The organism is Paenibacillus sp. FSL E2-0178 (genome assembly GCF_038593005.1).
Lineage (GTDB): Bacteria > Bacillota > Bacilli > Paenibacillales > Paenibacillaceae > Paenibacillus_AQ > Paenibacillus_AQ phytohabitans.
Genome location: NZ_CP151953.1, coordinates 320,240 through 347,017 on the forward strand (window position 1 = coordinate 320,240; position 26,778 = coordinate 347,017).

Here is a 26,778-nt window from a genome sequence, read left to right on the forward strand (position 1 = left end):
AATGCACAGCGAAATGGTGTTTATGTTCTCCGGGCAAGGCTCGCAATACAACAAAATGGGTCTTGAATTGTACGAGAATCAGCCTGTGTTTCGACAATCCATGGAACAGCTGGACCGTATTTTTCATGATCTGACCGGCAAAAGCGTAATAGAAGAGCTATATCTCAACACCAAGCGCAAGGGTTCCAGATTTGAGGATATCCTGTATACCCATCCCGCGATCTTCATGGTTCAATATGCGCTGGCGGAGACTTTGAAGTCTGAGGGAATGACTCCCCGCTATACGCTGGGGGTTAGCCTGGGGGAATATGTGGCGCTGGCGGTGGCTGGGGTGCTGACGGCTGAACAGGCGCTGGAGCTTATCGTGAAGCAAGTCGAGCTGCTCAAAAAGACCTGCAAAACCGGTGCGATGATTGCCATTTTGGACAATGAACAGCTGTATCACGGGAATGCAGAGCTGAACACCCGCTCGGAGCTGATTGCCGTGAACTTTGAGAAGCATTTTACAATCGCCTGCAAACGCGAGCATGTCAAAGAAATCCAGCAGTTTATCAAGGAACGTAACATCGCCAGTCTGAAGCTGCCTGTGAACTATGCCTTTCATTCCGCATCCATCGATGAACTGGAGGAGCCTTACCGTACATATTTGCAGAAGATTGACTACAAGACTCCTGCCCGGGGAGTCAGTCTGGTATCGGCTATGGCCGGGGGAAGCGTGCAGGCTGTAGGAGAGTCCTTTTTGTGGGATGTACTGAGGAAACCGATGAATTTCCGCGGTGCACTGGAGAGTCTGTCCTCCGGCGGGGAGCGGCTGTTTCTCGACCTGGGTCCGTCGGGTACACTGGAGAATTTCAGCAAATACATTCTGGAGCAGCCGCAGGCCCGGCAGGTACGGTCTGTGATTACGCCAATGGGCAGCGAGCTGAAGAAGCTGAATGAGATCGTGGCAGAGTATGGGCAAATGAACCTTAAGAAGGAGGCGTCGGAGGCGAAGATGAAGATGAAGTCTTATTTATTCCCGGGGCAAGGCGCGCAGTTCATGGGTATGGGAGGCACGCTGTTCAAGGAGTTCCCCGAATATACCGCGATTGCCGACCGGGTGCTGGGCTACTCCATTGAAGAGCTGTGTCTGAAGAACAGCAGCAGGCTGCTGGATACTACCGCTTATACACAGCCCGCGCTCTATGTCGTTAATGTCCTGTCCTATCTTAAGGAGCTGCGGGATTCCGGGGAGGCCCCCGATTTCGTAGCCGGACACAGCTTAGGCGAGTACAGTGCGCTGTATGCGGCAGGCGTGTTCGATTTCGAGACCGGACTTAAGATTGTGCAAAAGAGAGGCGCGCTGATGAACACGGCGACCGGCGGCGGTATGGCCGCCGTCATCGGCCTGACCGAGGAAGCCATTCACCGGATTCTCGCCGACCACCGCCTCGATAAGCTGGATGTGGCCAACCTGAATACGCCTACGCAGATTGCCCTTTCGGGGCTGATGGAGGATGTGCAGGCTGCCAAAGAGATTTTTGAACAGAATGGAGCTTCCGCTTATGTCGTGCTGAATGTCAGCGGCGCCTTCCACTCCCGGTATATGCGCAGCTCGGCGCTGCAATTTCAGGAGTTCCTCAGCCAGTTCGAGTTCGCTCCGCCCACTATTCCGGTTATCGCCAACTTGACGGCGCGGCCTTATTCCGTAGGCGATGCCGTACATTATATGACAGAGCAGATGGTCAGCAGCGTGAAATGGTCCGAATCTGTCTGTTACCTCATGGGCAGGCATCCCGAAATGGAGCTGACCCAGATCGGCCCGGGTCACGTCATCGCAGGCTTGGTCAGCAAAATCAAACGGGAAGCGGAGCCGCTGATCGTGGATGATGCCGCCGAGGCACGGCTGTTATTTGCCGAATCGGCATCAACTGCCGAAGCCGATACAGTAGCGGAAGCGGCTGAGCCCGTTGCAGCAGTTGAAGCTCTGAGCACAGCAGAGCCAGTTGTAGTTGAAGCTCCGGAGACAGCTGAAGCCGGGAAACAGGAGGAAGCTTCTGAGACAGTAATTGCTGCAAATGAAGTAGAGGAGTTAATTGCAGTGAGTGCGATACATGCGGCTGAGGTTCAGGAGGTCTCTACAGGAATTGAACCGATCGCAGCTGCGGAAGCTCCACCCGCAGATTTCACAGTGGAGCCGGAGCCTGTCCAGTCGCAGGAAGAGGCGCTGGTACAGACTGCCTTCACCGGAACCCGGCTCGGAAGCGCGGCATTCAAGCAGCGCTACGGACTGGATTATGCGTATTTGCTGGGAGGGATGAATGACGGAATCTCCTCCTCAGAACTGGTTGTACAGGCTGGCAAGACAGGCTGTCTCGCTTTTCTGGGCGCAGGCGGGATGAAGCCGGCAGAGCTTGCAGATGCCATCCGCCATATCCGCCGGGAGCTGGGGAACAGCAAATCTATTGGGGTTGCCGTAACCTATCATCCAATCTATCCAAACCGGGAAGAGGAGCTGATAGAGCTTCTGTTGAGAGAGAAGATTCAATTGGTTGAAGCCTCCTCGTACCTCACCTTGACACCGGCTCTTGTAAAGTACCGTTTGCTGGGACTTACGAGAGCGGAAGATGGGACAGTGCGCCGTGCCAACCGGATCATTGCCAAGGTATCCCGGCCGGATATCGCCACACTGTTCATGCTGCCGGCTCCGTCCCGTATCGTGGACAAGCTGCTGGCCGACCGGCAGATTACGGCAGAGCAGGCAGAGCTGGCCCGGCTTGTTCCGGTGGCGGATGATCTTTGCGCAGCAGGAGATTCGGCAGGTCCGACCGATCAGGCCAATCTTATCAGCCTGTTGCCGACGCTTTTGCGTCTGAAGAAGGAATTGTCCCGTACCTTCGCTCCGGTGCAGGAGATGCACATCGGTGCCGCCGGAGGGATTGGAACCCCGGAAGCTGCAGCTGGCGTATTCCTGATGGGCGCGGACTTTATTTTGACCGGATCGATTAATCAATGCACGGTGGAGAGCGGGGCAAGCCCGGAGGTGAAGGAGCTTCTGGAGCAGGTGAATGTCTACGACATGGCCTATGTTCCTTCTCTGGAGCTGTTCGAGCTGGGCGGCAAGGCCCAGGTGCTCAAGAAGGGGCTGTTCTTCTCGGCAAGAGCCAACAAATTGTATGAGCTGTACCGTAATACCGGCTCTATCGCGCAGCTGGACAGCAAGACGAAGTCTCAGCTCGAAGATAAATATTTCGGCCAGCCGATGACGGACGTTCTGGAGATATGCAAGCGCGGAATGTCTGCGGAGGAGAGGGCTGCTGTCCAGGGAGATTCGAAGCAGCAGCTGGCGGCCGTCTTCAAATGGTATATCGCCAGAGGCAAAGCCTCCGCCATCGCCGGCGAATCCGGCAATAAGGTCAATTACAGCATTATGTGCGGTCCGGCCATGGGAGCCTTCAACCAGTGGGTGAAGGGTACACAGCTGGAGGCCTGGAGACACCGCCGGGCTGGCGAGATTGCTATCAAGATGATGAACGGGGCTGCCCAGATCATAAAAGGAGAGGTTCTTGTATGAACAAAGACCAGGTACTGGAGATTATGAAGAGTAAAATGATCGATATCCTGCCGGATTTGACAGCAGAGCAGATTCACAGGGAAGCAAGCATGAAGGACCTCGGCGCGAACTCCATTGACCGCTTTGATATTATTTCCGACACCATGGATGAGCTGAACATTAAAATCCCGCTGCTGCAGTTCGGGAGCCTGAAGAATATCGGGGAGGTCGTAGATTTCCTGCATGAAAATCTATAACGGTGCAACAGGCTGGCGGTTTGAGGATTTCCGCCCGGTGACGGTCACCGGGATGGGGGTCCTCAGCGCGGCGGCAAGCGGTATAGAAGCCTTCGGGCGATCCCTGAAAGAAGGCCGCAGCGGAATTGGCTATCTTCAGGGATTAACCTATCCGGACGGACAGCCGCTGATCGGCGCTGAGCTGCGCGAGGAAGGGCTGCAGGAATCCTTCCGCCGCTATGAAGGGGATTTATCGCGGAATGCCGGACGGTTGTTCAGAATCTCCGGCAAATCGGTTAAGGCCTCCGCACTGGCCGGAGCCGAGGCATGGCAGCAGGCGAAGCTGAATGTAAGCAGGCCGGAGGCAGAGCGGATCGGCCTGATCATTGCTGGAAGCAATATTTCTCCGGCGGTCAGCTATGCAGCAATGGTGGAATGCGGACACCAGCTGGAGCTGCTCCATCCCAGATATGCGCTGAATTACATGGATACCCATCAGCTTGGGGTACTTAGTGAAATGTTCGGCATTCAGGGAGAGGGGGCGACGGTTGGCGGCGCCTCAGCCAGCGGCAATGCGGCGGTGCTGAGGGCAGCGCAATTAATCCAGCTCGGGATTGTCGATGTTTGTATGGTTATCGGACCTTTGGCCGATCTGTCCCCGCTGGAGCTGCAGGGCTTCCTCAATATAGGGGCGTATGGAGGGCGGAGCTTCCATGATGCACCCGCCGCGGCGTGCCGGCCGTTCGACAGCAGGCATGAAGGCTTCATCTTCGGACAGGCTTCCGCCTGCCTGATCCTGGAGGGGGCGGACAGTGCCCAAGCCCGGGAAGTGGAAGTGCTGGCGACTATAGCCGGCGGCGCGGCTGCTCTGGACGGACACAGCCTGTCTGACCCGAGTGAAGACGGACAGGTGCGGACGATGGAGCAGGCGCTCCGCACCGCCGGAATCGCCCCCTCGGTCATTGATTACATCAATGCGCATGGCACTTCTACACCGCTGGGGGATGTGACGGAGCTGAAATCAATCTCACGGGTGTTTGGCGGCCAGCTAAGTCACATCCGGTTGAATTCGACCAAAGCGCTGACCGGACATTGCCTGTATGCGGCCGGAGTGGTGGAAGCCGTGGCGACGATCCTTCAGCTGCAGGGGAATTTCCTTCATCCGCTGCCCTCTCTGGAGGACCCGATCAGCCGGGAGCATTATTTCGCTTCCAGCCTGGCGGAACCGGCGGGATTTACTTATGGGCTTAGCAATTCCTACGGCTTCGGAGGAATCAATACCAGCATTATCATCAGAAAAGGAGCAAGCTGAATGCGAGTAGGAATTGAGAGTATCAACTTTTACGGGGGACCGGCGGTGATCTCCGCCCGCAGTATCTTTGAAGGCAGAGGCCTTGACCTCAGCCGGTTCGATAATCTGATGATGGACCGGAAATCTGTGGGTGTAGCCTGCGAAGATGCTGTAACAGGCGGAGTCAATGCGGCGAAGCCGATCATCGATGCCTTAAGCGAAGAGGACAAGAACCGGATCGAGCTGGTGATTACTGCCAGCGAGTCCGGTGTGGATTTTGGCAAATCGCTCAGTACCTATATCCATGACTATCTGGGGTTGAGCCGCCATTGCCGGTTGTTCGAGCTGAAGCAGGCCTGTTACGGCGGTACGGCCGGGCTGCACATGGCTGCCTGCTTCATCGCCTCGGGTGCTTCCCCCGGAGCCAAGGCGCTGGTCATTGCCACGGATGTAGCGAGAGCAGCAGCCAAGAGTACCTACGGTGAGCCGACTCAGGCTGTTGGAGCCGTAGCCATGCTCATCAGTGCCAATCCGGAGATTCTGGAGCTGGACTTCGGCGCAACCGGACATTACAGCTATGAGGTGATGGATACCTGCCGGCCGCTGCCGGAGATCGAGACCGGGAACCCAGATTTGTCGCTGCTGTCTTATCTGGACTGCCTGGAGAATGCCTATAAGAATTATAAGGAGAAGGTGGACGGCGTCCATTTTCAGGAGACCTTTGATTTCCTGGCCTTCCATACGCCCTTCGGCGGCATGGTCAAAGGCGCGCACCGCAAGCTGATCCATGAGGAGCTGAAACTGAGAGGCGCAGTAGTCCAGCAGGACTTTGACAAAAGAGTCGCCCCGTCCCTGACCTACGGCATGCAGGTGGGCAATGTCTATTCCGCAGCTTTATACCTTAGTTTATGCAGTTTGATTGATCAGGCAGACATTGCGGATTACCGCAGAGTCGGGTTATTCTCCTACGGCTCAGGCTGCTCTTCCGAATTTTACAGCGGGGTGATTACGCCGGAATCCGTAAGGAAGCTAAGTACGATGAATATTCAGGCGGGGCTGGACAGCCGTTATGAGCTCAGCTTTGAGGAATATGACGACATCCTGGACCAGAACGTGGAATGGCTGTTCGGTATTCGGGACAAGAAGGTGGATTTCTCCGGATTCAGCCGCGTCTATGATCACTTCTTTAAAGGCAAAGGTTATCTGGTTCTGACCGAAGTCGATGACTTTCACCGCAAATATGCGTGGAGCTGACAAGTGACTGCTATGGAGTATCATTCTATTGCCGTAAGTCACCTGGACGAAGGGCTCTACAGCATCCGGCTGAACCGTCCGGAGCACAAGAACAGTATCACCGCCACCCTGGTATCAGAGCTGCAGCATGCCTTAGGAATGCTGGAGGAGCTGAGCGCCTGCCGGGTGATTGTCCTTGAAGGTACGGGCGGGTATTTCTGTACCGGGATGAATTTTCAGGCGTTTACGGACGGGGAGGACGACGCACCCGGTGATTCAGCCGCCCCGCCATCCGTAGATTTTTTGCAGACGATGAAAAGGATCGGCGAGCTGTCCAAGATGGTGATCGCCAAGGTAGACGGGCAGGTGCTTGCCGGTGGTGTGGGGCTGATGGCTGCCTGTGATTATGTGGTCGCTTCGCCGCGTTCCACCTTTGCCCTGCCTGAAGCGATCTGGGGCCTCGTGCCCGCTCTCGTCAGTCCTTATCTTATCCGGCGGACCGGCTATTGGCAGGCATACAAGATGACCTTGACCACGCTGCCCTTGTCCTCGGAAGAAGCGCTAGGGTGCAGACTCGCCGATGAAGTGACTGCTGACCCGGATGCCAGCATTCTGCGGCTATACCGGAGAATCAGCCGGATCACGCCGCAGACAGTTAAGGAGATCAAAGGCTATTTCCGGCAAATGTGGATTATCAACGAAACGATGGAACATGCCGCCGTAGCCGAGATTGACAAGCTGACTGCTTCTGCAGAAGTCAGAGAGAACATTCAGAATTATGTGCGTTACAAAAGATTTCCCTGGGAAAAAGAATAGGGGCACAGTGATGCTATATACAACCTTCGCAAGGCAATACGAACAGTTCCTCTCCCACACGGTAAGAAGGATCAGCTTTGAGCTGGAAGGCCCGGAGGATCGTTATGGGCTGAAGCTGAGTGTGGTCTCCCTGCCGCCGGAGGACGGGCCACTGGATTATCTGAGTGCGGCGGAGAAGGAGCAATACTTCGGCTTCAAATATCCCAGACGCCGCAACAGCTACCTGCTCGGCAAGCTGGCCGCCAAGATGGCTGTGGCTGAGGAGCAGGATGATCTGTCCGAAATTAGGATCAATCACGGGATTATGTGCCAGCCGCTGGTGGCCGGAAGCGACCGGAAGATTACGATTACCCATTGCGACGCCCTGGGAGCGGCGGTTGATTATGACCCGCGTCTTCTGCTGGGCGTTGACATGGAGCTTGTGGATGAGAAGGCGATGGACGCGTTAAGAAGGATTACCTCCAAGGAGGAAGAGGCGCTGATGGAGGACCTTGGACCTGAGCTTGCGCCGACGCACTTCCTGACCCTGCTCTGGACGGCCAAGGAAGCGATGTCCAAAGTGCTTCAGACCGGCTTCACCGTTCCCACCGACCTGTTCGAAATCAAAGCATGCACCCGCGGTGAGCAGGGAGTGATCAGCCAGTTCAAGAATTTCCCGCAATTCAAGGCCATATCCGTTCTGCGCCGTGAATATGTTTTTACCATTGTGCTTCCGGCCAAGGCCATGACTAACGGCTCGGAAGCCCGGTTATTGCAATGTCTGCAAGAGATGCTGCCATTATAACGTATGAGTATCAACCATTTCAGGAGGTGCTTTATGAAAAGTCTCGTCCTTTACACAAGCGTCTATGGAAGTACGAAGCAGTATGCGGAATGGATCGCGGAGGAGCTTGGAGCCGATCTCGCGGACATCGACACGTTTGATATTAAGCAGGCAGGCCAGTATGACACCGTAATTATAGGTACCTATGTGCGGGTACAGAAGCTGGTCATCGCCGATTATCTCAAGAAGGTCTGGGACCAGCTGCAGCATAAGAAGGTCATCCTCTTTTCCGTCTCCAAAACGCCTGTGCAAAGCGAAGCCTCCATCAAGAACTACAACAAAAGCATTCCCGAAAAAATCCGTGCCGGGCTGAAATATTTCCCGCTGGAAGGCCGGTTTAACTTTGAACAGCTGGCCGACAAGGATAAAACCATGATGAAGGTCGGACAGAAAATGACCCGGCTGTTCATGGGCAAGGAAATGGCAGAAGAAATGGTCAGAAACTGCGACGATGTGCGCAAAGAAAACATTTCGCCGATTCTTCAGGAACTGCGTCAGACCTCATGAGCACACCCTTGTCCAGGAAGGAGTGAGCGGATTGCAAATCGCTGTATGTGTCAAGCAGGTAGCCTCCGCTAACATGGGGCCTGTTATGAACCCGGCGGATGTCTTTGCCCTGGAAGAGGCGCTGCGGATCAGGGAGCGCCAGGGCGGGAGCGTAACCGCAGTAAGCATGGGAGCAGAATCCGCAGCGAAGATCTTACGGAGCTGCATCTCACTGGGTGCGGATGCAGGCGTGCTGCTGACTGACAGGCTGTTCGCGGGAGGGGACACACTCGCAACGGCCACTGTGCTCTCCCGGGGGCTTGAGCTGATAGGCAAGCCGGATCTGATTCTCTGCGGCACCCATTCGACTGACGGGGAGACCGCACAGGTCGGTCCGGCCCTGGCGGAGAAGCTGGGCACTGCGCACACCACGCATGTGCTGGAGATCCTCGCCCTGGAAGAGCGGCACATCACCTGCAGGCGGATGACAGAGACCGGTTTTGAAATTGTGCAGCTGATGCTCCCGGCCCTGATTACGGTGCATAAAGGCATTAATCAGCCGCGGATGGCTACTATTAATGGAATTCTGAAGGCTAACCGCCGTGAAATCACCAGGCTGTCCGCCCAGGACCTGAGCCTGGACAAGCAAGCCTGCGGGCTTGCGGGATCGCCTACCCGGGTGCAGGCAACCCGTCCTGCCGCAGACCGGCAGGTGCCCTTCACCGTAAGCGGCAAGAGCCTGCGGGAGCAGATTGAGGAGATCGCGCAGCTTTTGACAGATAAGAATATGTCACCGGGTATATGATGCTTTTTCTAAAATATAAGAATTTATATGTTTCACATGATAACTTATCCTTCTATTTCTCGCTGAAACAGTACCGTCCTTACAAAAGGACGGCAAAGCCGTTTCCACTTGTTATTTTCATTCAGATAAGGAGGCTTCCATGCCGGACCAGAGCCTGCGGGCCAGAGAATATGAAGGTCTCATGATTGCCGGTGAATACGCCGAAGGACAGCTGAGCCCGGCTGTATATGAGCTGCTGGGCTCAGCCCGTGAGCTGAACCGGAAACTGCAGACGGACATTGCCGTCGTGCTTATCGGAAGCGGTACATCAGCCTATGCGGCCTCATGCATCAGCCATGGCGCGGACACCGTCTATGTGCTCGATCAGCCCGGCCTCAGTCCGCTGAGCGAAGAGGTTCATACGGAGCTGCTGCATCAGCTGGTATTGGAGGTTAAACCGGAAATCCTGCTGCTTCCCTCCACTATACATAGCAAATCCATCGCTGCTAGATTAGCTGCAAGGCTTAACACCGGCTTAACTGCGGATTGCACAGAGCTTGACATTGATCCGCCTAGCCGGGTGCTGCTGCAGATCCGGCCAGCCCGGGAAGGGGCGTTAATGGCGACCATCTGCTGCCCGGAGGCCAGACCGCAAATGGCGACAGTCCGGCCCGGGGCCATGTCCCCTTGCGTACCCGATCCGTACCGGACCGGACGGATTATTCATCCGCAGCTCCAGCTTCCATCCGTGCTACGCACCTCTATCCTTGAGGTGATTAAGAGCAGAGAAGCGCCGGGCTCCGCCGCTTCCGGTATTATCGTCGCCGCAGGACGGGGCGTGTGCAGCAAGGAAGGAATGGAGCTGGTCCGAGAGCTTGCCGCATGCCTGGGCGCAGAGCTGGGTGCAACAAGACCCGTGATTGACCAGGGCTGGCTGGATTATTCCCGGCAGATTGGCTTAACAGGCCGGAATGTGAGCGGCAGAATCTATATCGCGGTCGGCATCTCGGGAGCGGTTCAGCATACTGTGGGCATCCGCAGAATGGACACCGTGATTGCTATCAACAGGGACAGGACAGCCCCTATTCTGGGACTTGCTGCGCACGGCATTGTTGCCGATTTGTTCGAAGCGGTGCCGCTCCTGATTGACCAGGTTAGACAAAACATAACAGTAGGCAGGTGAGCATATGGAAGAACGGATAAGCTTTGCACAGTTCCAGGGAATCTTTGCCGAATATTTGGGGATTGAAGCTTCAAGACTGACCCCGGAGGTCAATCTGCTGCTGGAGCTGGGGGTTGATTCCTTATCTTTGGTCAATGTGATGCTTAGGCTCGAAAGAGAGTACCAGGTCATGTTCAATCCCGAAGACCGGGTAATGACCCGGACACTGGGCGAAGCCTATGAGCTGTTTGACAACTATAGAAGTTTGGTCCTGGACGCGCAGACCGGCAATTAATCATCTTGATGCAGAGGAGCATGACCATGTTGAATCTGTCTATACGTGCCCTATCCTATTACATCCCCAAGGGGCGGATGACCAACGGGGAGATCGTAGATTTGTTCGCGGAGAAGTACTTTCAGCATCTGCCGAAGGATGATCTGGAGCAACTGGTGTACGGCAGTAAGCGCAAGCTCGATTTTCTGGAAATTACGACCCGTTCCTGCTCAGCGGACTACCGGGAGGAGAGCTCTGTGCAGATGGCCGTTAAGGTCTCGCAGGAAGCGATCGGCAAAGCGGGCATCACAGCAAGCGAAATTGACCTGCTGCTGTTCGTGGGTGTGTGCAATCCCTTCCGTGAACCGTCTTATGCGATTATCCTGGCGCATGAGCTGGGAATGACCCGGGGCAATTTTTACGACATCAACGACACCTGCAACGGGTTCCTAAAAGCAATGGAGCTGTCCAGCCTCTATATTCAATCGGGCAAATACCGCAATATCCTCGTTGTAACCAGTGAGAATCCGCTGGAGCTGTTGGAGGCCTCCAACTATGCAGGCAAGGTCGGCAGTCTTGAAGAAGCCGATTACAAAATGAATCTGCTGTTCGCCGGGGCCGGAGCCGCCGCCATGCTGCTGAGTGCTGACAATGGCGAGAAGTCCATCCAGTACTACGGGGAGCAGAGGAACCATGCGGATTGGGAGCTGTCGCTCTATGTATCGCCCAAAATCCATATGCCCGCTCCAAGGTTCGAGGGAATGGATTTCATGAGCTGGGCGGACGGGCGCGGGATTGCCGCCAATGTCATTCGCGATATGCCCGGCTTTGTCTATGAATTCCTGGAGGAGCATGAGCTGCGCAAAGACAACATTGATTATATCTTCTCCCACCAGCTGGGCCGCAATATCACCAACTCACTGCTGAACAAGCTGGAGGTCAAGACGGAGAAAGTCTTCCCCGTTAATACCTTCCCCGAGAACGGCAACATGGGGAGCGCCAATATTCCCGCCGGTCTGGCGATCGCCGAGGAGCAGGGGCTGCTGTGTAAGAGCGACTCGATCCTGCTGCTGGGCAGTGCCTGCGGCTTAACCTATGCGGCGGCATACCTCATATGGTAAGGGAGGAAGGCAGACTATGACGGTCACGAATTTTCCCGTTCCCAAGCTGATTGTAAGAGAACCGCTCGACAAAGCAATCATCCGCAAAAAGGTCGCCTACGGCAACTATTCCTGCACGGACAAGCTTGTGCCCATGATCAGGGCGCGTGGCACCAATCTGCAGACGGATGATGAAGGGAATCTGCATATTATCGGCTGGCAGCGGGATATCACCCGCATGCGCAAGCAGGATGTCTCCCTGTCCTTCATGATTCATCTTACCGTCAGCCCGGACGGACTAATTCTGGAAGCGGCGGTGGATGATCTTTTTAACGGAGGCAAGGGTGTGCTCTGTTCGAGGGATTACCTGGAGCAGAAGCTGAAGGAGGAGCTGGAGGGTCAGTGGTTTGACAAAAAACTCGCTGCCCGGCTCCGCTTTGACCGGTTCAAATGTTTTCATATTTTTGAGATTATGAGCGGGATTTACAGCTCCTATTTCATGCACAAGCAGCAAGGGGACACTGGACCCGGCGCTTTATTTTGTGAGGAAGATATCGTAGATATTTACGCCGCTGAAGGCAATCTGTATTTGACCGGGCTCCAGGCGTTCAGCGGTAAGGAGGACATCAAGTATACGGTTGTCCTGTACGATGTGTTCAATCATATTACCTTCGACCAGGAAGGTTATATGAAGCTGAAATCTCCGATTCTGGCGGAGTTTTACCTGGACGGGGAGCTGGTCCATACAGACGAAATCTACCAGAAGGACAAGGATTATATCTTCATCCGTATGCAGAAGTTTCTGTTCGTATGCGTGGAGAAGCTGAAGGCGGTGCTGTTTCCGGATTTTGCGGACAAAATGATGAACACCAATCTGGCTCCCGGCGCGTTCATCGGGATCATCATGCAGGCCATCGGCATCCGTTCGTTCTCGAACAACTTCAATTATATCCAGTATATTATGACGGCCATGCAGCGCCCCCGCAGGCTGCCGGGCTGTATCGGCGCCATTCTGAATGAGGAAGAGGCAGCGCAGCATTTCGAAGGCTTTGATTTATCCTATTTGGGCTAACAAAGGAGACTAGGGCACACCGATGATCCAATATGAACGTTTGACCATTGACTGCGTGCTGGACACATTACAAAGGGATTTCCCGGACAAGCCTGCGGTGGTGTTCGAGCAGGAGACTGTCACCTTCGCGCAGCTGTATGACTATTCCCTCACCATTGCCGGTAATTTGCTGGACCTCGGGATCAAGAAGAACGACAAGGTGGCCGTGCTGCTGCCCAACAGTCTTGAATATCTGTACGTCTACTTCGCCCTGTTCAAAATCGGCGCGTGGATTGTTCCTGTCAGCACACGGTATGAACCGGATGAAATCCGGCGGATTCTGGACAATTCCGATGCGGAGACGATCATTTACCAGGACCGGCTGGGCATTTTTAACTATGAGGAAATTCTCTTGTCCGGGCTTCGTCCCGAACTGCCGGCGATCCGCAATTATATCGTGCTTGGCGATGAGCCTGCACCGGGCAGCATGTCTTTTGCCAGGCTGCTGAAGCCGCTCACAGTCCCTTTTCAGGACAGACAGCTCGAAGCTATTGATCCTGAGGATATTGCGATTCTCGGCTACACCTCCGGAACCACCGGCCACCCCAAAGGCGTGATGATCACGCACCGCAATCTGGTGGCCACCTCCTACTATGGCGGACAGCTGCTGGATATACACGATGATATCGGCTTCTCGATTGCTCCTCTCTATGCTGCGCAGGGCTTCAATGCCGTGCTCGTCTACTTTGTCTCCTGTATCACGATGAAATGGATCTCCAACTTCAATCCGAATGATATTCTGACCCATGTCGCCAAAAACGGGATCAACCTCTTTCACACCCAGCCGACGATGTGGAGCCTGATCCTGGCCATGCCTTACTGCAAGCCCGGTCTGTTCAGGGAGCTGCGCAAGGTCGTGGTCTCCGGTTCCCTCTGTACCCCGTATTTAGCCCGCTCCATCGAGGAAACGACCCGCTGCACGCTGATTAACGCCTACGGCATTATTGAGGCTACGGGTCTGGTCACAATGACACGGCTGGATGATCCGCCGGAGGTCCGGCTGAACACCGTGGGCAGGCCGATTGAAGGCTTCGAGGTCAAGATTGTCGACCGGGACCGCAGGGAGCTGCCGAAGGGCGAGATCGGGGAGCTGGCAATCAGAGGCTATCTGATGAAGGGCTACTACAACAACGAAGCCAAGACGCGTGAGGTAATTGACGAGGAAGGCTGGCTGTACACCGGCGATTTGGCCTGCTATTACAAGGACGGCGTCAATATTTGCATTGCCGGCCGCATCAAGGATATGGTCATCCGCGGCGGCTTCAATGTCTACCCGGTAGATATTGAAGAATGTGTGCTGAACATGGACAAGGTTGAGGATGTATCGGTTGTCGGGGAGCCGGACGAGATTCTGGGTGAGGCCCTGGCTGCTTTTGTGATCCCAAGGCCCGGAGTTCTGCTTACCGAAGGTGAGGTCAAAGCCTATTGCCGCGGCAAAATCGCGAACTATAAGGTCCCGGACCGGGTACATCTCGTCTCCCAGCTGCCGGTGCTGGAATCCGGGAAGGTGCAGAAGAACATCCTCCGAAGATGGGCTGTAGAGGGTATTCCGGCGGAAAGCCAGTTTTTGCTCAATGACATGATCGTCAGAGGCATGGCCGGGGAGCTATAAGATAACCCCGCAAAGTGAGGCTTTGGCTTCAAATTCTTATATTTCAATAAATCACAGGTCGAGGGGCGCTTATTGTGGATTTCAGCTATACCGTGGAGCAGCGGCAGATCTGCGGCTTAATGGAGGAATGTTGTGAGCGGTATTTGAATGACGGAGTGTATGCGGATGACGAGAGCGGCACCTTCCGCAGGGATAAGTGGTCCCGATTAGCCGGTACCGGCTTGCTCGGACTTCCCTTTCCGGCAGCGTATGGAGGAGCGGAGCAGGGAATGCTGACCACGGCGCTGGCGATTCGTTCGCTGGCGCGCCGCTGCCAGGATGAAGGCCTGGTCTTCTCGGTATGCGCTCAAATGTCAGCGGCCCAAGTGCCGCTATGGGTGTACGGCAGTGAGGAGCAGCAGGAAGGGTATCTGGCACCGCTCATTGATGGAAGATTCATCGGCAGCAGCGTAATTACGGAACCTGGGGCGGGCTCTGATTCTTCCGCCATGATTACCTCTGTCGAGAAGGAGCCGGAAGGTTATATCCTGAACGGCATCAAAACCTTTGCAACACTCGCCCCGGAGTCCGACATCCTGCTGGTGTATGGCAAGCATGCGAATGGACTGCCCATGCTGGATGTGTCGGCCTTTATTCTGGAAGCACGGCAGCAGGAATACGAGATTGGACAGGTCTTCGGGAAGATGGGCCTGCGGACCAGCCCGATGAGTGAGGTTCTGCTGAACCACACCCGCATTCCGGCACATAGGCTGCTGGGACGGGAACGGCAGGGGATGGGTGTTTTTTTCAAGGCGATGCTGTGGGAGCGGATTATAGTCAGTGCTTATCATGTCGGAGCCATGGAACAGCAGTATGAACAGACCTATCATTATGCGGGCCAGAGGAAGCAATTCGGGCAGGCCATCCGCTCCTTCGAGGGGGTCTATGACAAGCTGGTCCAGATGAGAATCCGGATGGAAACAAGCAGGCTGATGCTGTATAAGGTGTGCGAGGACTTTGACCAGGGCCGCTGCGGAATGCACAACGCCTCCATGCTGAAGCTGCATACCTCCGAATCCAAGGTGCAGAACAGCCTTGCGGCGGTACAAATTTGGGGAGCTTACGGCTATGTGAAGGAGAGCCCGCCGGAGAAGCAGATGCGGGATTCCCTTGCTTCCAAGCTGTACTCGGGAACGAGCGAGATGCAGAAGAAAATCATGCTGGAAGGTCTGGGGGAAGGGTATGAGTGATTTCCTGCTGCAGCATTACCTGCTCCGCAGCGCTGAGCGCTGCCCGGACCAGACTGCGCTGCGCTTTGAAGGCAGGGAGCTAAGCTATGGCGGGCTGCTTCGGCGCAGTATTCAAATCTCCGATGCACTGATCGATACCGGCATGGAGCCGGGGGAGACCGCTGCAATCTGTCTGGACAAGTCCCCGCAGGCAGTATGCGCCATGTTCGGCGTACTGTTCACCGCAGGGGCGTACATTCCGCTGGACACGAGCTACTCTCCTGTACACAGAATGTTGACCATTCTAGAGCAGAGCGGGACGCGGTTTCTGGTTACTGATGGTGCGAACCTCCTGAAGCTGCTGCAAGGTGCGAATCCGGAGCAATGGGAGCGGCTGAGGTTACTTCATATACTGCTGGTGGAGGGGGGCGCCAAACTGGACGACGCAGATTTTGTCAAGATCGTACATGCTTCGCCGGAACAGCCCCTTCGCCATTTGTACAAGGGCAGAAGACAGCCGATCAGCGAGGATCTGGCTTATATTCTGTACACTTCAGGCTCCACAGGAGTACCCAAAGGCGTGATGATTACCCACCTGAATGCCAGAACCTTCATTGACTGGTGCTGCGGTTACTTCAAACCGGAAGAACATGAACGCTTCGCGGCCATCGCACCTTTTCATTTTGATCTTTCGGTGTTTGATATTTTCGTGCCGGTTGCCGTAGGGGCAACGCTCGTCCTCCTGACGGCTGAGGTCATTCAGCATCCGGCGCGTTTTACCAAGGCCATCGAACAGGGGGAAATTAGCTGGGTCTATTCCGTGCCTTCACTCTGGGCTGCCGTGGTCCAATACGGCCGGTTGCCAGCAGGCGGGCTGCCTTCGCTGCGGGGCGTGCTGTTTGCGGGAGAGGTTCTGCAGCCGAAGCTGCTGCACCAGGTGATGGAGCTGCTGCCAGAGGCGGATTTCTACAATCTGTACGGGCTGATTGAAACCAACGTCTGTACCTATTATCCGCTGAGTGAGCAAGACGGTATACGCGACACTCCCGTACCCATCGGGTATCCCTGCGGGAATACCGGAGTTGTCGTGGTAACCGCTGACGGGCGCATTGCCGGTGCCGGTGAAGAGGGTGAACTCTGTGTAAGAGGCTCAATAGTCATGAAGGGCTATTACCGCAACCCTCTGCTTACAGAGCAGAGCTTCCGCAGCATACCGCCGAATTGGGGTCTTGGAGACAAGCTCTACTGTACCGGGGATATGGCTATGGTTAACGAAGACGGAGTGCTCGTCCTGATTGGCCGCAAAGACGCCTTGATTAAGCGTTCCGGCTTTCGCATTGAGCTGCCGGAGATTGAACGCGTGCTGCATGACATGGAGAATATTCTGGATGCCGCGGTCGTGGATATCCAGGATGGTGAAGGCCATCCGCTGATCTGCGCTGCCGTGGTTGTGCATGAAGCTGGCAGCTTCACCGTCCTTGGGCTGAAGCAGGCTGTCGGCAAGCTGCTGCCCCGGTATATGATTCCCGATATGGTGCATGTCTTTGACAGCTTCCCTACAGGGGGGAGCGGCAAGGTTGACCGGCAGCAATTGAAGCATGAATTCCGCAAGCGGCTCTGAAGGAAGATGAGGGGAGAGAAGACTGTGCAGATGCAGGACAAGCTGTATGAGATTATCGCCAGCGTATGCTACTTCGATAAGGAGGAGCTGCATCCCGGCTTGTCGGTTGAGGGTGATCTGGCCATTACCTCGGTGATGATTGTGGAGATTATCGCGATGGTGGAGAGCAGGCTTGACGTGAACCTGGAAGAGCATGTAGATGAGCTGCTCAGCTGTGAGACGCTGGGCGATCTGACTGCGCTGACCGCTGAGCTGAGCAGTGAACATCCGCAGGGCAGCCTGCCCGGGAGGTGAGAGCTTTGGCCGACTCCCATTCCAAGCTGTCCATATCTGCTGCTGCCACGCTGCACGAAGCGTTCGAAGCCCGGGCAGTGCAGCAGCCGGAGCATCCGGCCATCGTTTTTGCCGGAGAGTCAATAAGCTACCAGGAGCTGAACCGGCGTGCCAATTGCCTGGCACATGAGCTGATTGCCCGGGGCGTTCGTCCGAATGATCATGTAGGCATAAGTGTGAAGCGCAATATGAATCTGGTCATGGCCCTGCTTGCCGTGTTAAAAAGCGGCGCTGCCTACGTCCCGGTGGATCCCGGCTATCCGGCCAGCCGCAAAAACTATATTCTGCAGCATTCCGGGGCTTCGGCCGCTATCTGTGATGACGAAGAACCGCTCGCTGTGCCGGTTCAGATCAGCCTGGGGTCTGCCGAAGTGGACGCAACCGCTGCTCCCAATTCAGCAGACTATCCGGCAGACAACCCGAATATCTCTATTGACGGCAGCGATCTGGCCTATATCATGTACACCTCCGGCTCTACCGGCACGCCCAAAGGCGTAATGATCGAGCATCGTTCCGCTGTGAATTTAATCTCCTGGGTGAACCGGGAGCTGGATATAGGCAGCCATGACAGGGGCTTGTTCGTAACCTCGGTGTGCTTTGATCTGTCCGTGTATGATATCTTCGGCCTGCTGGCCGCCGGAGGCACGATCGTCCTGTGTCCGGAGCCGCAGATCACTGATCCTGACAGCTTAACACGGCTGCTGCTGGAGCAGAGGATCACCTTCTGGAATTCCGTTCCGACCACGCTGCATTATCTGGTCCGGCACTTGGCGGAGTATATCCCTGATTTCGCCCAATTGGAGTTGAGGCACATCTTCCTGAGCGGAGACTGGGTTCCCCTGGAGCTGGCGCGGAACTACTCGCGTTACTTCCCCCAGGCGAAGCTGACCGCTCTCGGCGGTGCTACAGAGGCTGCGGTCTGGTCCATCTATTATCCGGTTACGGAGGTCCGGGAGGATTGGACAAGCATTCCCTACGGGATACCGGTTGAACAGAATTATTGGTACATTCTTGACGATGACCTGCAGCCGGTTGCGGCGGGAGAGACAGGTGAGCTGTATATCGGCGGTATCGGGGTAGCGCGCGGCTACATCAAGGACCCGGTGAAGACGGCACAAGCCTTCATGCCGGACCCCTTCCGCGAATCTGAGGCAGACCGGATGTACAGGACTGGGGACCTGGGCCGGATGCGGGAGGACGGAACCATCGAATTCCTCGGCCGCCGCGATGATCAGGTCAAGATCCGAGGCTTCCGCATCGAGACGAAGGAAGTGGAGAAGCTGCTGCTGGAATATCCGGGCATCCGGGATGTTGCCGTTATGGCCAGGAGCCACAGTTCAGGGGATAAATACCTCTGTGCCTATCTGACTGCCGCGCAAGCCGTCTCCGGCGCTGCACTTAAGATGTACCTGGCTGCACGCCTGCCTGCTTATATGCTCCCGTCCGTGTTCGTCCGGCTGGAGCACTTCCCGCTGAATGCCAACGGCAAGGTAGACAAAAAGCAGCTGCCTGAGGTTTCTCTGCACAATATTCTTACGGATAGTGAATTCACTCCCTGCACCACTCCGTTGCAGCAGTCCATTTGCCAGGCATGGGGGGCTGTCCTGGAGCTTGAACCCATCGGACTGGACCATGACTTCTTCGAAATTGGCGGAAGCTCGATTGAGGCGGTTACGCTGCAGAGTGAGCTTGCCCGCAGGGGCATTCCCCTTACTTACGAAGAGCTGCTGAGCGCCTCTACCATTAGGGCGCAGGCCGGGCTTGTGGAAGCGGGAGTTACTCCGCGGGTAAGTGCAGCCTGTATCCCGCCGGTTCAGGTTCACTGCGGGGAAGTTGCAGCTGCCTCCAGCCTCCCGGTAAAGATCATAACGGAGCCGAGCTTGTCCCGTCCGTTCACACAGCCGCAGCCGTTTACCGATCTCTATTACAAAAGCTGCCTATATAACTCACTATTTCCTGTAGTGAATGTCTTTGGCCGGAATATCAATACGTTTCTGAGCAGCGATATGTTTGTGTATACTCTGGAATCTGCACAGGCAGAGCCGTACCTCTCTGCTGCCTGCATGGAATCCGCACCCCCGGAAGCTATTCTGGAGCAGCTGCACCTTACGGCCCGGTATGAGTCCCCGCAGGGCGGGAACGGGCTGAAGGAGAGGCTTACCGCTGGACTGGCCCGGCAAAGCCTGTTCATTCTATGGGTGGACAGCTTCTATGAACCGGCCCGTAGAGACGCTTATATGAAGAAACATCTTGCCCATACGCTGCTGGTCTACGGTTATAGTGAGGCGCAGGATCAGTTTATTGTGCTGGAGCACAGCCATAAGGATGCGCTGAATTACAGGGAACGGACCCTGGCAGCAGCGGATCTGCTGAACAGTTATCAGGGGTACCGCCAGCATCTAATGTCATCTGCGCAGACGTACACCCTGATGGAATTCCCGCGCTTCCAGCAGCCGTACACCTATGAACTGCTGCCAGATGTTAATAGACTTAATTGCCTGTACCGCACACAGCGGGACGACATTACGCAGAGCCTGCAGGCGTTGTCTGCCTTCAAAGATCACTATACTTCACAGCACTGGAGTTATACAGAGCAGCACGTCAACCGCCAGATTGCTGGCCTGAACGCCATCATTGATTTCAAGCGGGCTGAAAAGTACCGGCTGGAGCGTCTTCTTACCGAACGGCAAGCAGCTGCAGCGAGGCTCGGAGAAATTACCGGTGCATGGCTGGACATCCGCAGTGACCTGATCAGGTGCAGCAAAGGCATTGCGCTGCCGGACACATGGAGAACTGTTCATGGCCGCTTACTGGAAGACATTGTACACAAGGAGCAGGAAGTCATGGAGATGATGTGCCGCCCGGCAAGCCGGGGCAAGGAGGGAGCTTGGCAATGAATCAGACCATTCAGAATCAGCTGCATTATTTATCGCAAAAGTACAACGAATATAACCTTCCCATGTATTTAAGCTATCCGGTGGACAGCCACTGGCGCCAGCCTGCGGATGAATCTGCTATAGCTCAGGAGCTTAAGGAAATCGAAGAAGCACAGGTTTATGTGCATGTTCCGTTCTGCAAGTCGATCTGCTATTACTGCTGCTGTGACCGGGTGCTGAGTGGCAAGGATGAAGACAAGGATCATTATATCGATGCGCTGGAGCAGGAGCTGGCACTCAAGCTCTCCGGCCGTTCCCGGAAGCTGAAATCCGGTAATCTGCACTGGGGCGGCGGGACCCCGGCATATTTGAATGAACGGCAGATCGAACGGCTGTACGGAATTATTGCCCGGTACGTGGATTTTGAAGACAACGCCAGAATAAAGCTGGAGGCTTACCCGGACAAGCAGATTGTTACCGAAGGCAAGCTCCGGCTGCTGAAGACACTGGGGTTTAACTATATCAGCTTTGGCATTCAGGACTTTGATGCCCGGGTACTGAATGCGATTCACCGGGAATGCGATCTTGAGGATACACGGGAGATTATCGGACTTGCCCGGAGCATGGGCTTCACCGTCAATGTGGATTTATGCTATGGCCTGCCCTTTCAGGGACTCGGGGAATTCGAGCGTACCTTGCAGGAGATCGTACGGATTGCCCCCGATAAAATCGTGGCTTTTCCCTATGCCCATTACCCGGCCATCTACCCGCTGCAGCGCAAAATCCCGCATCTCAGCCTGCCCAACAATTATATGGTGTCCCGCCTGTTCGAGCTGGCCCGCCAGTATTTATCCACGGACTACACCGAGATGGGCAGTGATACCTTTATCCGCAACAACGGGCGGGAGAAGCATCCCGGAACGCATGTGGTTCGTGATTTCATGGGCTCCTCCGAAAGAAGCAGCCAGCATCTGCTGGGTCTGGGCAAGTCGGCAGTCAGTAAGATTGGCAGACTCTATTATAAGAATGTCCCGGCGATGGATCGTTATTGCTTCGCGCTTGATTCGGGCAGATTCCCTGTTGAGACCGGGAAGACCCATCTTTTGTCCGGGGAGGATGCCATTCGTGAGGATGTTATTCTGAAGCAGCTGCTGGGCGGTAACCCTATTGACAAGCAAATGCTCCAGGAGTGCTTTGGTATCGATTTCGACTCTTACTTTCAGGAGGAGCTAAGCGTGCTTAGAGGCATGGAGAAGGATGGCCTGCTGCTGGGTGTGGACTCTCCGCGAATTACAGTAACCCCTACCGGTACGTACTTTATCCGGGCGATTGCCCATGTTTTTGATCCCTACTACAAATCCACCAGGAATGGAGAAAATAGTATATGAAAATCACAGAACAAGTTACAATGATCGTAGCGGGTTTGACCCGTATTCCGGCAGGGGAGCTGCACCTGGACACCGATATTTTTGAGTCCAGATTGCTGACCTCCCTGGGTCTCCTGGATCTGGTTGCCAGATTGGAGCAGGAATTCAAGATTATTATTCTGCCCGAGGAACTGATTCATGAACACTTCGCGAGCATTGCCACAATTATCGGGTTTATCGATAACAAGCTGGCGGAGGCTTCATAACAGCGAGTGTCTCAGGACTGCCAGGGCTGCTAAGAGGTGAGCCAATTGTTCAAGATCATGATCGTCGAGGATGATATCAAAATCAGAACCCTGATGACCGATATCCTGCGCAAATACAGCTATGAAGTGGTGGAGGTTGCGGATTTCCTGCAGGTGGAGAAGATCTTCGAGCAGGAAGCGCCGCAGCTTGTGCTGCTTGACCTGAATCTGCCTTATTATGACGGGTTCTATTATTGCCGGGTATTCAGAAGGAAAACTACGGTGCCGATTATTGTGATCTCTGCAAGGGACGAGGAATCCAGCCAGGTGCTCAGCATGGAGTTGGGGGCGGACGATTATATCGTGAAGCCGCTGAATATTCAAGTGCTGCTGGCGAAGATTATGGCGATCATGCGCCGGAATTACGGGGAATATGCAGGCAAGCCGGAGCCGGAGAAAGAGCCGCTGCCGATTCATCTGGATGACCGCAATTTCAGCATTTCCTGCAAGGGAGCCGTAGAAGAGCTCAGCAAGAATGAATATAAGCTGCTGAAGAAGCTGATGGAGAATATGGATACCATTGTCACCAGGGAAGATCTGCTGGGAGAGCTGTGGGATGATGTGCATTTCGTCGTGGATAATACGCTGACGGTCAATGTCACCCGGGTCAAAAGCAAGCTGGCCAGTCTCGGTTTTCAGGATGTAATCAAAGTCAAAAGAGGCGTGGGTTACATTTTTGATTCGGCTATGATCGGAGGGACCCGCCAGTGAGCATTAAGCTGTTTCGGGGTTTCATGCGTGATCATCTGTCGTTCACCCTTGTCTATTTTTTAAGTCATATCCTGGTGAGCGTATACTGCAATTTCTTTATCAGCAGCAATATCCAGCTCATGTACCTGCTTAGCATCTATTTTTATGTATTTATCATATTTATGTGCTTCCGCTTGATCAAATACGTCTCCACCCACCGGGAAATACAGCGGTTATCCGAGAATATCGAGATTGAGGAGAAGGGCTATTCGTACGAGCAGCAAGCCGTCATTCAGCTCATTCACCGGATACACCATAGCTATCAGGACCAGATCTATGAGGTCAAAGCCCAGGCCGACAACACCCATAAGTTCATCTCGCAGTGGATACATAATCTCAAAACGCCCTTGTCAGTCATCGACCTCATTCTGCAGAACTACAAAATGAACCCCACCGGCCATGCCCTGGCCCTGCAGCATATCGAGGAAGAGAAGGATAAAATCCTTAGCATGCTGAACCAGATGCTGAAGTTCTTCCGCCTGGAGCATTTCACCCGGGACTATAATCCGGAGCCTATCAACCTGCTGGAATCACTCAGAAGCCTGATTAACAGCAAGCGGAATCAATATATCTATAATAATGTCTACCCGGTGATCGAATGTGAGGACGAGCGTATCATGGTCATGACGGACAGTAAGTGGAATACCGCGATGCTGGATCAGATCATCTCCAATGCAATTAAATACTCTGACTCGGGCGAAGCGGCGAAATCCATCCACTTCCGCATTGAGCAGCGTGGCGACAAGGTGGTATTGTCCGTCCGGGATGAGGGGATCGGCATTGAGCCGGTCGATTTGCAGCGGGTCTTCCAGCCCTTTTTCACCGGAAAAAACGGACGTACCCATCACCAGGCGACAGGCATCGGCCTCTATGTCTGCTCAGAAATAGCCCGGAAGCTGGGCCACCGCCTCACGATTACCTCGGAAGTCAATCAAGGCACAGAGGTGCAGATTTCTTACCTTTCAAAAATGAAAGATAACGTAAGGTAAATGGATGGATATGGAATCCAGTGTCTACTACAATGAAGCTATAAGCTGTAATTGAGGATAAATATATGACAAACGGGAGATGAAACTGTGAGCGTAGTACTGGAAGTCAAAGAGGTTAAGAAGGTTTATGGTGTGCAGAACGGTGAGAATTCCACAGTGGCGCTGGATTCCGTCAGCTTTAACGTAGAGAAGGGGGAGTTTATCGGCATCATGGGCCCTTCGGGCAGCGGCAAAACCACATTGCTGAATATCCTGAGCGGCATCGGTAAGCCGAGCTACGGCGAGGTTTTTATTGGGGGCAAGAATATCACCTCCCTGGATAAGAATGAAATGGCGCTCTTCCGCAGACAGCATCTCGGCTTTGTCTTCCAGGAATTCAATCTGATGGACAGTCTGACACTGAAGGAGAACGTCATGCTGCCCATGATCCTTGACAAGCGGGACAAAGCGCAAATGGAAGCCAAAAGTGAAGAGATTATGAAGCTGCTGGGCATTGAGGAAATCGCCGGCAAGTATCCCTACAACATATCGGGCGGCCAGCAGCAGCGGGTGGCGGTCAGCCGGGCGCTTGTGAATGATCCGGATATTATTTTCGCCGATGAGCCTACAGGCAACCTGGATTCCAAGTCCTCCAATGCAGTGATGAAATGTATCGAGAAGATGAATCAGGAACGGGAGAGCACCATCCTGATGGTGACTCATGACGCCTTCGCCGCGAGCTTCTGCAAAAAGATCATCTTCATCAAGGACGGTGCCATCAGCATGGAGATTGTCAGCAGCGGGGTCCGCAAGGAGTTTTTTGATCAAATCCTCGACTGCCTGGCGATCATCGGAGGGGAACGAAATGACCTTTAGAGATGTCACGATTAAGAACTTCAAACGCAATGTGCGGAATTTCTTCTCCTATTTCATTTGCAGCGCCTTTGCGATTACGATCTTTTTCCTCTATGCCGCCTTGCTGTTCAATAACAGCATCCGGGAAGGGGCGACAGAGGATGTGATCCAGATTGTGCTAATGCTGAGTCTGGCTGCACTGACCCTGTTCTCGGTGTTCTTCATTAACTATGCGCATTCCTCGTTCATCAAGTCGAGAAGCAAGGAATTTGCCATCTTTATGTCGCTCGGGATGCACAAGAACGATCTGCAGAAGATTATCCTGCTGGAGAATCTGATTATCAGTGTCTCCTCGCTCATTGCCGGGATTATCACGGGCGCAATCTTTTCACGGCTGTTCCAGAATGTGGCGATTGATCTGCTGGATCTGCAAGGGGTATCCTACTCACTCAGTGCGGCAAGCTTCATCGTCACTGCGGTTGTATTTACCGTGATTTTTGCCGCCTCACAATTGATTTCAAGTGTTAAGGTCGGTAAGCTGGACATCGCAGACCTGATGAAGGATTCCCGCAAGCAGGATAACCAGGCGAAGAAAAGTGACACCCGTCTTGGGCTGGTGGGAGTGGGGCTGGTTGTGGCCTCGATCATCTTCCTGGTGGTAATCTCCAATCACGAAAGTCTGAATACGAATCCTTTTATGATTATTACCTATATCCTGCTTAGCTTCATCGGGATCTACATGGTCATCTCCCATCTCGGAAACACATTGATCAGCTTCCTGAAGAATAAGAAATTCTATTACCGGCATATCCTGTCCATCACCGAAATCAATCATAAATTCAATCAGAACAAGCGGATTATGTTCATTCTGAGCATTCTCAGCGGGATGACTATCTTTCTTGTTGCTTCGCCATTCTCGCTGCTGCAGCTGTCGGAGAGCATCGCGGAACGAAATAAGTATGATATCGAGTATATCTCGGTAGCCGGCGTGCATGTGCTGGAGAGCGGACAATTGGAGCAGGTGCTGAAGCAGTCCTCCGAGCCGCTGAAGTCGATCCAGGAAACCAGCTTCCTGAACCTCAAAATGAATCTGGAAGGAGATAAATACGATGTCCTGAAGACGAAGCCGATTGTGTCGCAGGACATGTACAACTCTCTGACCGGGGAGAAGGTAACGGTTGGCGACGGGGAAGTTCTTAATATTGTTACGGCCTGGGAGCCGGGCACCCATGGCATTGGCGAAGGGGAGGCGATTCAATTCACGGATGGCACGCAAACCTTCAATTACAAGGTGAAATCATCCTATCACGGGGATTGGTTTGCTACAGCGAGCTCTTATCCGACAAGCTCCGGGATCGTAGTGAGCAATGAGGATTACAAGAATATGGAGTCCAAGGTAAGCCCGAATGCAATGGGTACCCACTACGGAATTGATTTTACAGCCTGGAAAGGGACAGAAGGGGTTGTCCAGAAGCTCAAGGATACGCTGAATGCTACGGATAAGGATGGAAGCGGGCAAATGTTTGCGGTAGCCTCCAAAGTGGATGCCTTCAAGGAGCTGAAGAAGAACTATTCACTCTTCGTGTTCGTCACCTCGCTGATCGGTGTATTGTTCTTTGTAGCAGGCGGCATGGTGCTGTATTTCAAGCAATATACCGAAATCGGGAACGCCACTGTCTTTTTCCGCAAGCTGTATAAGATTGGCATCAGTGATAAGGAGATAAGGTCGGTAGTATCGGCAGAGCTGCTCATTACCTTCTTTGTTCCGCTGCTGCTGGGCAGCATCTTCGGCTACTGCTTCATCTATCTAATCACCCACGTCATGAGCGGGTCCGACATCATTGGCGAATTCATGAAGAACACAACGATTGTGGTCGCGATCTATTTCGTATTCCAGCTCAGCTTTTACTTCATCACCAAGCGCAAGTACAGCCAGGAGGTTGTCCGTAAGCTGACCCGTGCGGCATAAGGTTTAGTATAGCTGGCAAAAAGGCAGGCTGGGAATCGTCTCTGATTCTTGGCCTGTTTAAATGAT

23 protein-coding genes are annotated in these 26,778 nt (G+C 54.1%); all 23 read left to right on the forward strand.

The window, feature by feature from the left end:
* The first annotated feature begins 1 nt into the window (after position 1).
* Positions 2 to 3,553, forward strand: coding sequence for an ACP S-malonyltransferase (fabD, locus tag MHI42_RS01335; protein ID WP_342422460.1), 3,552 nt, complete (start codon positions 2 to 4; stop codon positions 3,551 to 3,553).
* Positions 3,550 to 3,789, forward strand: a complete 240-nt coding sequence (locus tag MHI42_RS01340) for an acyl carrier protein (protein WP_039291935.1) — start codon at positions 3,550 to 3,552, stop codon at positions 3,787 to 3,789. Before fabD ends, MHI42_RS01340 begins: the two co-directional genes overlap by 4 nt.
* Positions 3,776 to 5,080 (forward strand): beta-ketoacyl synthase N-terminal-like domain-containing protein, encoded by a 1,305-nt coding sequence (locus tag MHI42_RS01345; protein WP_342422461.1) that lies wholly within the window; start codon positions 3,776 to 3,778, stop codon positions 5,078 to 5,080. Before MHI42_RS01340 ends, MHI42_RS01345 begins: the two co-directional genes overlap by 14 nt.
* Complete coding sequence (locus tag MHI42_RS01350) at positions 5,081 to 6,313, forward strand: hydroxymethylglutaryl-CoA synthase family protein (RefSeq protein WP_342422462.1); 1,233 nt, start codon at positions 5,081 to 5,083, stop codon at positions 6,311 to 6,313.
* A gap of 12 nt (positions 6,314 to 6,325) precedes the next feature.
* Complete coding sequence (locus tag MHI42_RS01355; protein WP_342424666.1) at positions 6,326 to 7,108, forward strand: enoyl-CoA hydratase-related protein; 783 nt, start codon at positions 6,326 to 6,328, stop codon at positions 7,106 to 7,108.
* A gap of 10 nt (positions 7,109 to 7,118) precedes the next feature.
* Complete coding sequence (locus tag MHI42_RS01360) at positions 7,119 to 7,892, forward strand: 4'-phosphopantetheinyl transferase superfamily protein (protein ID WP_342422463.1); 774 nt, start codon at positions 7,119 to 7,121, stop codon at positions 7,890 to 7,892.
* 33 nt (positions 7,893 to 7,925) lie between these two features.
* Entirely contained in the window at positions 7,926 to 8,438 is a 513-nt protein-coding gene (locus MHI42_RS01365) for a flavodoxin domain-containing protein (protein ID WP_042137623.1), read from the forward strand.
* A 31-nt stretch (positions 8,439 to 8,469) separates the two neighbouring features.
* Complete coding sequence (locus tag MHI42_RS01370; protein ID WP_342422464.1) at positions 8,470 to 9,222, forward strand: electron transfer flavoprotein subunit beta/FixA family protein; 753 nt, start codon at positions 8,470 to 8,472, stop codon at positions 9,220 to 9,222.
* 139 nt (positions 9,223 to 9,361) lie between these two features.
* Positions 9,362 to 10,384: an electron transfer flavoprotein subunit alpha/FixB family protein gene (locus MHI42_RS01375; RefSeq protein WP_342422465.1), complete on the forward strand. Its 1,023-nt coding sequence runs from the start codon at positions 9,362 to 9,364 to the stop codon at positions 10,382 to 10,384.
* A 4-nt stretch (positions 10,385 to 10,388) separates the two neighbouring features.
* The gene (locus tag MHI42_RS01380) at positions 10,389 to 10,658 is read left to right on the forward strand and encodes an acyl carrier protein (RefSeq protein ID WP_076243108.1); all 270 of its coding nucleotides are present in this window, start codon (positions 10,389 to 10,391) and stop codon (positions 10,656 to 10,658) included.
* A 26-nt stretch (positions 10,659 to 10,684) separates the two neighbouring features.
* Complete coding sequence (locus MHI42_RS01385; protein ID WP_342422466.1) at positions 10,685 to 11,758, forward strand: 3-oxoacyl-[acyl-carrier-protein] synthase III C-terminal domain-containing protein; 1,074 nt, start codon at positions 10,685 to 10,687, stop codon at positions 11,756 to 11,758.
* A gap of 16 nt (positions 11,759 to 11,774) precedes the next feature.
* Positions 11,775 to 12,809 (forward strand): hypothetical protein, encoded by a 1,035-nt coding sequence (locus MHI42_RS01390; protein WP_342422467.1) that lies wholly within the window; start codon positions 11,775 to 11,777, stop codon positions 12,807 to 12,809.
* Between the two features lie 22 nt (positions 12,810 to 12,831).
* On the forward strand, positions 12,832 to 14,460 hold the full coding sequence (locus MHI42_RS01395; RefSeq protein ID WP_342422468.1) for an AMP-binding protein: 1,629 nt from the start codon (positions 12,832 to 12,834) through the stop codon (positions 14,458 to 14,460).
* Positions 14,461 to 14,534: 74 nt separating this feature from the next.
* On the forward strand, positions 14,535 to 15,689 hold the full coding sequence (locus tag MHI42_RS01400) for an acyl-CoA dehydrogenase family protein (RefSeq protein WP_342422469.1): 1,155 nt from the start codon (positions 14,535 to 14,537) through the stop codon (positions 15,687 to 15,689).
* Positions 15,682 to 17,289, forward strand: coding sequence for an amino acid adenylation domain-containing protein (locus tag MHI42_RS01405; protein ID WP_342422470.1), 1,608 nt, complete (start codon positions 15,682 to 15,684; stop codon positions 17,287 to 17,289). The genes MHI42_RS01400 and MHI42_RS01405 overlap by 8 nt, the downstream gene beginning before the upstream one ends.
* Positions 17,290 to 17,295: 6 nt before the next feature.
* Positions 17,296 to 17,583, forward strand: a complete 288-nt coding sequence (locus tag MHI42_RS01410; protein ID WP_342422471.1) for an acyl carrier protein — start codon at positions 17,296 to 17,298, stop codon at positions 17,581 to 17,583.
* Positions 17,584 to 17,588: 5 nt separating this feature from the next.
* Positions 17,589 to 20,519 (forward strand): amino acid adenylation domain-containing protein, encoded by a 2,931-nt coding sequence (locus MHI42_RS01415; RefSeq protein ID WP_342422472.1) that lies wholly within the window; start codon positions 17,589 to 17,591, stop codon positions 20,517 to 20,519.
* Positions 20,516 to 21,886, forward strand: coding sequence for a radical SAM protein (locus tag MHI42_RS01420; protein ID WP_342422473.1), 1,371 nt, complete (start codon positions 20,516 to 20,518; stop codon positions 21,884 to 21,886). Before MHI42_RS01415 ends, MHI42_RS01420 begins: the two co-directional genes overlap by 4 nt.
* Positions 21,883 to 22,131 carry a phosphopantetheine-binding protein gene (locus tag MHI42_RS01425; RefSeq protein ID WP_039291970.1) on the forward strand — a complete coding sequence of 83 codons (249 nt, stop codon included), beginning with the start codon at positions 21,883 to 21,885 and terminating at the stop codon, positions 22,129 to 22,131. The genes MHI42_RS01420 and MHI42_RS01425 overlap by 4 nt, the downstream gene beginning before the upstream one ends.
* A gap of 45 nt (positions 22,132 to 22,176) precedes the next feature.
* The gene (locus tag MHI42_RS01430; protein ID WP_342422474.1) at positions 22,177 to 22,881 is read left to right on the forward strand and encodes a response regulator transcription factor; all 705 of its coding nucleotides are present in this window, start codon (positions 22,177 to 22,179) and stop codon (positions 22,879 to 22,881) included.
* The gene (locus MHI42_RS01435) at positions 22,878 to 23,909 is read left to right on the forward strand and encodes a HAMP domain-containing sensor histidine kinase (RefSeq protein ID WP_342422475.1); all 1,032 of its coding nucleotides are present in this window, start codon (positions 22,878 to 22,880) and stop codon (positions 23,907 to 23,909) included. Before MHI42_RS01430 ends, MHI42_RS01435 begins: the two co-directional genes overlap by 4 nt.
* Before the next feature lie 87 nt (positions 23,910 to 23,996).
* Positions 23,997 to 24,764: an ABC transporter ATP-binding protein gene (locus tag MHI42_RS01440; protein ID WP_039291976.1), complete on the forward strand. Its 768-nt coding sequence runs from the start codon at positions 23,997 to 23,999 to the stop codon at positions 24,762 to 24,764.
* A complete protein-coding gene (locus MHI42_RS01445; RefSeq protein ID WP_342422476.1) occupies positions 24,754 to 26,712 on the forward strand; it encodes an ABC transporter permease in 1,959 nt (652 codons plus the stop codon). The genes MHI42_RS01440 and MHI42_RS01445 overlap by 11 nt, the downstream gene beginning before the upstream one ends.
* Positions 26,713 to 26,778 lie beyond the last annotated feature (66 nt).

Coding starts and splice junctions, on each gene's coding strand:
- fabD (WP_342422460.1), top strand. CDS start 2: ATGCACAGCGAAATGGTGTTTATGTTCTCCGGGCAAGGCTCGCAATAC.
- MHI42_RS01340 (WP_039291935.1), top strand. CDS start 3,550: ATGAACAAAGACCAGGTACTGGAGATTATGAAGAGTAAAATGATCGAT.
- MHI42_RS01345 (WP_342422461.1), top strand. CDS start 3,776: ATGAAAATCTATAACGGTGCAACAGGCTGGCGGTTTGAGGATTTCCGC.
- MHI42_RS01350 (WP_342422462.1), top strand. CDS start 5,081: ATGCGAGTAGGAATTGAGAGTATCAACTTTTACGGGGGACCGGCGGTG.
- MHI42_RS01355 (WP_342424666.1), top strand. CDS start 6,326: ATGGAGTATCATTCTATTGCCGTAAGTCACCTGGACGAAGGGCTCTAC.
- MHI42_RS01360 (WP_342422463.1), top strand. CDS start 7,119: ATGCTATATACAACCTTCGCAAGGCAATACGAACAGTTCCTCTCCCAC.
- MHI42_RS01365 (WP_042137623.1), top strand. CDS start 7,926: ATGAAAAGTCTCGTCCTTTACACAAGCGTCTATGGAAGTACGAAGCAG.
- MHI42_RS01375 (WP_342422465.1), top strand. CDS start 9,362: ATGCCGGACCAGAGCCTGCGGGCCAGAGAATATGAAGGTCTCATGATT.
- MHI42_RS01380 (WP_076243108.1), top strand. CDS start 10,389: ATGGAAGAACGGATAAGCTTTGCACAGTTCCAGGGAATCTTTGCCGAA.
- MHI42_RS01385 (WP_342422466.1), top strand. CDS start 10,685: ATGTTGAATCTGTCTATACGTGCCCTATCCTATTACATCCCCAAGGGG.
- MHI42_RS01390 (WP_342422467.1), top strand. CDS start 11,775: ATGACGGTCACGAATTTTCCCGTTCCCAAGCTGATTGTAAGAGAACCG.
- MHI42_RS01395 (WP_342422468.1), top strand. CDS start 12,832: ATGATCCAATATGAACGTTTGACCATTGACTGCGTGCTGGACACATTA.
- MHI42_RS01405 (WP_342422470.1), top strand. CDS start 15,682: ATGAGTGATTTCCTGCTGCAGCATTACCTGCTCCGCAGCGCTGAGCGC.
- MHI42_RS01410 (WP_342422471.1), top strand. CDS start 17,296: ATGAGGGGAGAGAAGACTGTGCAGATGCAGGACAAGCTGTATGAGATT.
- MHI42_RS01420 (WP_342422473.1), top strand. CDS start 20,516: ATGAATCAGACCATTCAGAATCAGCTGCATTATTTATCGCAAAAGTAC.
- MHI42_RS01425 (WP_039291970.1), top strand. CDS start 21,883: ATGAAAATCACAGAACAAGTTACAATGATCGTAGCGGGTTTGACCCGT.
- MHI42_RS01445 (WP_342422476.1), top strand. CDS start 24,754: ATGACCTTTAGAGATGTCACGATTAAGAACTTCAAACGCAATGTGCGG.